This is a genomic window from Bradyrhizobium sp. (assembly GCF_049512235.1).
In the GTDB taxonomy this organism is placed as follows: domain Bacteria; phylum Pseudomonadota; class Alphaproteobacteria; order Rhizobiales; family Xanthobacteraceae; genus Bradyrhizobium.
Window position 1 is genome coordinate 1 of sequence record NZ_JBEKXH010000471.1, and the last position, 5,872, is coordinate 5,872.

General features: G+C 62.9%; 3 protein-coding genes and 2 pseudogenes. 1 reads left to right on the top strand and 4 read right to left on the bottom strand.

Translation table 11 applies throughout. The annotated features are described in order from the left end of the window. Positions 1-94 precede the first annotated feature (94 nt). Positions 95-349, top strand: a complete 255-nt coding sequence (locus ABSG20_RS29715) for a hypothetical protein (RefSeq protein ID WP_423868029.1) — start codon at positions 95-97, stop codon at positions 347-349. A gap of 64 nt (positions 350-413) precedes the next feature. Here ABSG20_RS29715 and ABSG20_RS29720 read toward each other — a convergent pair. The 4 genes and pseudogenes from ABSG20_RS29720 to ABSG20_RS29735 form a co-directional block, all read right to left on the bottom strand. Then, positions 414-1,966: pseudogene (locus tag ABSG20_RS29720) on the bottom strand (acyl-CoA synthetase). A gap of 24 nt (positions 1,967-1,990) precedes the next feature. Then, positions 1,991-3,877, bottom strand: coding sequence for a TRAP transporter large permease (locus ABSG20_RS29725; RefSeq protein ID WP_423868030.1), 1,887 nt, complete (start codon positions 3,875-3,877; stop codon positions 1,991-1,993). An 18-nt stretch (positions 3,878-3,895) separates the two neighbouring features. After that, positions 3,896-4,915 carry a TRAP transporter substrate-binding protein gene (locus ABSG20_RS29730; protein ID WP_423868031.1) on the bottom strand — a complete coding sequence of 340 codons (1,020 nt, stop codon included), beginning with the start codon at positions 4,913-4,915 and terminating at the stop codon, positions 3,896-3,898. A gap of 787 nt (positions 4,916-5,702) precedes the next feature. Further along, a pseudogene (locus ABSG20_RS29735) lies at positions 5,703-5,872 on the bottom strand (M20/M25/M40 family metallo-hydrolase); the annotation flags it as partial.

Here is a 5,872-nt window from a genome sequence, read left to right on the forward strand (position 1 = left end):
AACATCACCCGGCCGCTTTCGGCGATCCTGAACTATAATCCTGCATCAAGCGGGCACATTATATGAGCTGACTGGCGTTGCGGGACGGGCATCGATGACCGAAATCACTCGTTTTGTAGCGTTGGCCTTTGATCTCACCGATGGGAGCCTTATTGCCGGTGAGCCCGTCGACTGCGCGACCCCCGCGGCCGCGATCCAGACGGCGCGGGGGCTGTGGCAGTTCTTCGGGCACGTCGGCGCCGTCGCGTTCAGCCGCACCAGCGATTTCGAAAAGGGAAAATTCAACCAAAGGCACGCGCTGCGCTGGTTTGGCCAGGTACCGGACGAGTTTCTAAGCAGCGACAAATGAACGCCGCCACGACGGTGCCGCCCGCACCGGCCGCCATCGTGGGAGGTTGCCCGTTCCCGGCTGCTCAGGCCGAAATCGCCTTGGCCGAATCGACCTGGTTGCGCAGCATGAACTTTTGGATCTTTCCGGTCGAGGTTTTGGGAATCGGGCCGAACACCACGGCCTTCGGCGTCTTGAAGCCCGACATGTGGCTGCGGCAAAAGGCGATGATCTCGGCCTCGGTGGCGTGCGCGTTTTCCTTCAATTCGATGAAGGCGCAGGGCACTTCGCCCCATTTGCCGTCCGGTTTTGCCACCACGGCCGCGAACAGCACCGCCGGGTGTTTGAAGAGCACGTCCTCGACCTCGACCGATGAGATATTTTCACCCCCCGATATGATGATGTCCTTGGAGCGATCCTTGATGATGACATAGCCGTGCGCGTCGAGCACACCGAGATCGCCGGTGTGGAACCAGCCGCCGGCAAAGGCTTCCCTCGTGGCTTTGTCGTTCTTGAGATAACCCTTCATCACGATATTGCCGCGAAACATCACCTCGCCGATGGTTTCGCCGTCGCGCGGCACCTCGCGCATGGTTTCGGGATCGAGCACGCTGACAGCTTCCTGCAGCGGGTAGGGCACGCCCTGACGGCGTTTGAGTTGCGCGCGCTGGTCGGCCGGCAGGTTGTCCCAGCCCGGCTGTTCCGCGCAGACCGATGCCGGGCCATAGACTTCGGTCAGCCGGCTTTGCCCTTCGGCGCGTCCGGCGCGTTGATCAGGGTGTTATAGACGATCGGCGCTCCCGCCATGTGGGTGACGCCGTGCTTTTTGATCAATTCGAAAATCTTCGTGGGTTCGACCTTGCGCAGGCAGACATTGATGCCGGCCGCCGCCGCCATGGTCCAGGGAAAGCACCAGCCATTGCAGTGGAACATCGGCAGGGTCCAGAGATAGACCGGATGCTGGCCGAGCTGGCCGGCAAGGATGTTGCTGACGGCGTTGAGGTAGGCGCCGCGATGGTGGGTCACGACGCCCTTGGGATTGCCGGTCGTTCCCGACGTATAGCCAAGCGCGATGGCGTCCCATTCATCTTCGGGCAGCCGCGCGGTGAAGCCGGGATCGCCTTGCGCCACCGCCGCTTCGTATTCGATCTCGCCAATGCGCTTGCCGCCGGCGTAAGCCGCATCGTCGACGTCGATGACGAATGGCTTTGCGCCCTGCATCAGCGTCAGTGCTTCGGAGATCACATCGGAAAATTCCGGATCGACCAGGATGATCTTGGCGCCGCCATGATCGAGCTGGAAGGCGATGGAGGGCGGATCGAGCCTGATGTTGAGCGCATTGAGCACTGCGCCCGCCATCGGAACCGCAAAGTGCACCTCGTTCATCGCCGGGACGTTCGGCAGCATGGCCGCGACGGTGTCACCGTTACCTATGTCGTGCGTCGCCAGATAGGAGGCAAAGCGCCGGCAGCGCGCATAGGTTTCGGACCAGGAGAAGGCGCGGCCCTCGTAGACGGCGCTGACATGATCGGGATAGATGGCGGCCGTGCGCTTCAGAAAACTGAGTGGCGTCAAGGCGACGAAGTTGGCAGGCGTCTTGTCCAATCCGATATTGTATTGATTTTGCTTCCCGCTCATGGGCCACCTTCTTCTTTCTGTCGCCTACAGGAATCCGATCGATATCCAGGGAAAAATCGCCACCACGATCAGGCCTATCAGCAGGGCCAGCAGATAACCCCAGATCGGCCGGATCCCCTCGGCGGGATCGACCCGCCCGATGGCGCAGGCGGCATAGTAGCCTACTCCGAACGGCGGCGCGAACAATCCGATGCCCATGGCGAGAATAATGATCATCGCATAATGCACCTCGTGGACGCCGACCGCGCGTGCGATCGGAAACAACAAGGGGCCGAACAGCACGATCGCCGGAATGCCCTCGAGCACGCTGCCCAGGACCATGAAGGCTGCAATGGATACCGCGATGAAGGCCGCGGAGCCGCCGGGCAGGCCGGTCATCCCGGCTGCCAGGGCGCGGGAAAAGCCGGATTGCGTCAATCCCCAGGCCATGCCGGTGGCGGTACCGATGATCAGCAGGATCGCCCCTGAAAGGCAGGCCGTCTCGATCAACATCGGCACCAGGCGTCCCCAGTCGAAACGGCGATAGACCACTAGCCCGATGACGAGACCGTAGACGATCCCGATGGTGGATACTTCGGTAGCGGTCGCAACCCCTTCGACCACGGCGGCGCGGATCACAAACGGCAGCGCCAGCGCGGGCAGGGCGACGGCAAATGTCTTGAGGATCTCGCCGCCGCGGGCACGTTTGACGTGGCTCAGATCCTCGCCGCGGTAGCGCCACCACACCAGTGCCGACAGCGTAATCGCCAGCACCACGCCCGGCAGCAGTCCGCCGGTAAACAAGGCCGAGATCGAAACGCCGGTCACCGAACCGATCGTAATCAGCACCAGACTGGGTGGAATGGTTTCGGTCTGCGCGCCGGTGGCCGCGAGCAGGGCGACGAGATCGCCGGGCCGGGCGCCGCGCGCCTTCATTTCCGGAAACAGCACCGGCGCCACCGCCGCCATGTCGGCGGCCTTGGAGCCGGAGATGCCGGAGACCAGGTACATCGCGCCGACCAATACGTAATGCAGGCCGCCACGGACGTGTCCGAGCAGGCTGGCCAGAAAGGCCACCATGGCGCGCGCCATGCCGGTCATCTCGATCAAAAGCCCGAGGAACACGAACAGCGGCACCGACAGCAGGATCAGGTGGCTCATGCCCTCGTCCATGCGGCCGACCAGCACCATCAGCGGCGTCCGCGTCGTCAGCGCCAGATAGCCGAAGATCGAAAGCCCGAAGGCGAAGGCGATCGGCACACCTGAGAACACGCAAAAGCCGGCGACGCCGACAAAGAAGATGACGAGGTTGAGATTGCCGAGCGGACGCAGCCAGGGCTGCGCCAGCCAGAACAGCGCCATCAGCAAGGCAACGGACAGCACCGCGCCCAGCACGACCCTGAGATCGCCGGCCCGTGCCAGCCGCAGCACGGCAAACAGCGCCATCAGGCCGATACCGGCCGGAAGCGCCACGGCGCGCCAGGCGTTGGAGATTTGCAGCGCCGGGGTGGTGATGAAACTTTCCTCATAGGCATAGTCGTAAGCCGGCCACGCCACCAGCAGCAGAAATGCCAGCGCCGCTGAGGTCGCGACCAGGTCGAGCCAGGCGCGCACCGCCGGCCGGGCGCTGCCGACGATGGCGGTCATGCGCATGTGCTCGGAACGGCGAAAGGCCACCGCGGCGCCGAGCATGGCCAGCCACAGGAACAATATCGACGCCAGTTCATCCGACCAGATCAGCGGGCTGCGCAGGCCGTAACGCGCGACCACCCCGGCGAACAGGATGACGATCTCGGCTACGACCAGAAGCGCCGCCGGAATTTCGACCAGCATCGCGAGCCAGAGTTCAAGCGACTGCGCCAGCCTGCGCGGGCGAGGGGCCTCGACAGCCACTTCGCCCGCTCCTGTCCGCGAAACTTCGGCGTGGGCCATGACGTGCCTTGCCGCCGGTTACGACAGCTTGCCGACGGATTTCTCCAGGAGCTCCCAGGCCTGATCGCCGTATTTACCCTTCCACTCGGCATAGAAGCCGGCCGAACGCAGCTTTTCGCGGAACGGCGCGGCGACGGGCGCGTTGAAGACGAGCCCCTTGCCGGTGAGTTCTTCACGCACCGTGGCATTCAGCTTTTCGGTATCGCCGCGCTCCTTCAACGCCGCGGCGTTGATGTTTTTGGCGACGATCGTGCGCAGGTCCTCGGGCAGCTTCTCCCAGGCGCGACGATTGGCGAGAAACCAGAAGCCGTCCCACATGTGATTGGTTAGCGAACAATATTTCTGCACTTCGTACAGCTTCGCGGTCGAGATCAACGCCAGCGGATTTTCCTGGCCTTCGACGATTCTGGTCTGCAGCGCCGAATAGACTTCGCTGAAATTGATCGAGGCGGGCGAGGCGTCGAACGCCTTGAACATCGAGGTCCACAGCGGCGAAACCGGCACCCGGATCTTGAAGCCCTTGAAATCTTCGGGGGTGTTGATCGGCCTGGTCGACGACGTGGTCTGGCGAAAGCCGTTGTCCCAGATCTTGTCCATGACCACGAGATTGGCCTTGGTGATCTGGCCGCGCACATAGGCGCCGAGATCGCCGTCCATGGCCTTCCAGACCGTGGGATAATCCGCAAACGCAAAGCCGATGCCGTTGATCGAGGCCGCCGGCACCAGCGTGGCCAGGATCAGGCCCGACAGCGTGAAGAATTCGACGCCGCCGGAGCGGATCTGGCTCAGCATGTCGGTGTCGGAGCCGAGCTGGTTATTCGGGAAAATCTGCAGGTCGAAACGGCCCTGGCTCTCGCTCCTGATCGCGTCCGACATCTCCTTGGCACGGGCGTTGAGCGGGTGCGAGTCCGGCAGGTTGTTGGCAAATTTGTAGGCGAATTCGGCGGCTTGCGCGCGGGCGACCAGCGGCGCGCCGAGGCCGCCGAGAGCCGTCGAGGCGACCGAGGCCTTCAACAGCGCGCGTCGCGAAAAGCTCATCAGATTCTCTCCCTCATCGATGATTGTTCTTGCTCAGGCTTATTGTATACGGACCCGTTCCAGACGCAAATAAACGCCCCGCGGCGCGACGCGCCCGGGCTTTTGCTAGAACGTCTCGCCCTCGAGATAACAGAGGGCGCGGGGAATGCCGCGATGCCCAGAGGCACCCGCGGCCCGTGTGCAAGAAAACGGCCGTACGCACACGAGGTACAGCGAGGCACCGGATCATCCGGCATTCCCCACGCAATGGTTTTACGGTTTATCAACGTGCTCTCCCCGGCAAGATAAGCTCTATTGCTACCGTCGCCTTCGGATTAACGGTTTGCCCGACCCGGTTGAGCCGCACGAAACCTCCAAAGACTTGACACCAGCATTGGGTGCCAGGACCACACGCCTTCCCCGTACGCTGCAGCGCCGTCGTCTATCATGCCAGGTATCGCTCACTGCTGGGCATAGCGCCCCCTCGCCCTGCGACCCACTGCACGCCTGACGCTGCCGCGTCCACCGCATCTCATCCCGCGTTTCATGACGATCGCGATACGCCCCTCATCTGGGATAAGACAACGTGGTTGTAGACTGATTCGAACAAAAAGGCAACAAGAATATTTTTACATTGTTTGACAGCCCCGAAACACCACGGTTCTGGCGCTGGTCAGCGAAATCCGTATCCAGAACCGGCTGGCGCGAACGCTGCTGGAAACCTATGTCGGGTCGCATGCCAGCGAGCTCTTGCAATCAGCCCACCTTGGACACCCGGGCTTCCGCGCGTCGTGAGGCTCACCTGGTCGTCACCGCCGGTGACGGGGCCGACATTGCTCGTGCCCTGCCGCTTGCCTTTCACCACCTTGCCGAACCAGCCACCCGCCTTCACGTCCGCGAGCGCGAGCGCAAGGATCATGGTCGAACTGATTCCCCGCTCCGGTGCGACGCCGGCATGCGAGGCGCGGCCGAAAATCT

Bases quoted from the DNA above. Each gene is read 5' to 3' on its own strand.
- ABSG20_RS29730 (WP_423868031.1), bottom strand. From the start codon at position 4,915: ATGAGCTTTTCGCGACGCGCGCTGTTGAAGGCCTCGGTCGCCTCGACG.
- ABSG20_RS29725 (WP_423868030.1), bottom strand. From the start codon at position 3,877: ATGGCCCACGCCGAAGTTTCGCGGACAGGAGCGGGCGAAGTGGCTGTC.
- ABSG20_RS29715 (WP_423868029.1), top strand. From the start codon at position 95: ATGACCGAAATCACTCGTTTTGTAGCGTTGGCCTTTGATCTCACCGAT.